This window comes from Candidatus Accumulibacter vicinus (assembly GCF_000584955.1).
GTDB lineage: Bacteria > Pseudomonadota > Gammaproteobacteria > Burkholderiales > Rhodocyclaceae > Accumulibacter > Accumulibacter vicinus.
The window spans coordinates 50376-51952 of the sequence record NZ_JDSS02000031.1; the positions used below are offsets into that span (position 1 = coordinate 50376).

Here is a 1577-nt window from a genome sequence, read left to right on the forward strand (position 1 = left end):
TCGCCCTGCCGCTGCAGCTCGCTGAGCCAGTCGCGGTGGCTGGGCGTCGTCTTGCTGTCCAGCAGAGCCGCGAGGTGGGGCAGCAGGGTGGCCTCCAGCTGCGCCAACCCGCGTAGCGTCGGGATGGCATCGAGGGCGGCAAGCGCGTCGACCTGGGTCAACTGCGCGGCCATCCCGACCGGCGGCGCCGGCAGCGCCAGCCACGGCGACAGGAAACTCAGCTCCGCCACGGCGGCCTGGCATTGCCGGTCCAGCGCCTGTGCCCAGTCCAGTGCTTCGCCCGCGGGCGCAGTCATTGGCATGTCCGCCAGGCCGGCCGTGATCCGGGAGGCGATCCCGGCGGCAGCGCTGGCCAGCCTCTCTAGTTGTGACCAGGCAGCCATCAGCGTTGCCGGTGGGGCCGACGCCGCCGTTTCCAGTTCTTTCCGGAATGCTGCCATCGACACCGTCGCGCTACCGTCCGCCGCCATCGTCAGAATCCTGAAGGTGTCGCCGAGACCGTCGAACAACCGCGTCATCAGTATCCGGTCGTCGGCCAGCGCCAGCAGGCCCGCGCGCAGGGTCAACAGATGGCCGGCCAGGTTGCCGCTGTCCACCGTCGAAATGTACAAGGGGGGCAGCGGCCGCAGCGTCAGCGTGTCGTACCAGTTGTAGAAGTGGCCGCGATGTCGTTGCAGCGCGTGCAGGGTGCGCAGGGTATTGGCCGTGCGCTCGACCAGTTGGCCGGTCGAAAGATAGCCGAAGTCGTAGGCCGAAAGATTCGCCAGCAGCGCCATGCCGATGTTGGTCGGCGAGGTGCGATGGGCGATGGCAGCGACGCGATACTTCTGGTAGTTGTCCGGCGGTAGCCAATGATCTTCCGGGCCGACGAAGGTGTCGAAGAACGCCCAGGTGCGACGCGACAGCGCGCGCAGGAAAAGGATCTGTGCGCTGCTCAGGATCGCCGTGCGGCGCGTCAGCGGGCGGCTGATCCACCAGGCGAGCAGCGGCGAGGCGAACCACAGGAGCAGAACCGGAGCCGCCACCAGCAACATCGCCGGCGTCGACAGGGCCAGATGCAACGCGGCTGCCGAAGCCAGGGTGGGCGCTACCCACATCGCCCGCAACAAAGCGGCAAGTTCGCTGCGGCCTCGCCTGGCGGCAGCGCGTTCGGCATCGACCGAAGGAGTCCATTCGAGCAGGCGCCGATGCGTGACCAGCATTCGCCAGTACGTACGCACGATCGCATCCAGACTGTAGAACGCCTCGTACGGGAGACAGGCAAACTCGAAGACGACCTGCCGGAGGTGCCGTGTCGCCGAGCTTGCCACCGCCGCCAGATGCTGCCGCAGCAGCACCTCGCCCGGCTTGCGAAACAGTTCGAGGATCACCGCGCAGCCGGGGGCCAGCAGCATGATCCCGAGCACCGACAGGGTCCATGACCAGGCCGATGCCAGCCATGTCCATCCCAGCAGCAACAGCAGGGTCAGTGCCGCGGCAACGAGACTGCGGCGCAGGTTGTCGATCAGCTTCCATTGCGACAGTTGCGACAGCGGATTGGCCTGCCGGCAGGGACTCGCCCCGCCGTCCTCGCCTGC

1 pseudogene is annotated in these 1577 nt (G+C 67.7%); it reads right to left on the reverse strand.

Annotation, left to right across the window (positions count from 1 at the left end):
* Positions 1–1577, reverse strand: a pseudogene (locus CAPSK01_RS23135) (cyclic beta 1-2 glucan synthetase); the annotation flags it as partial.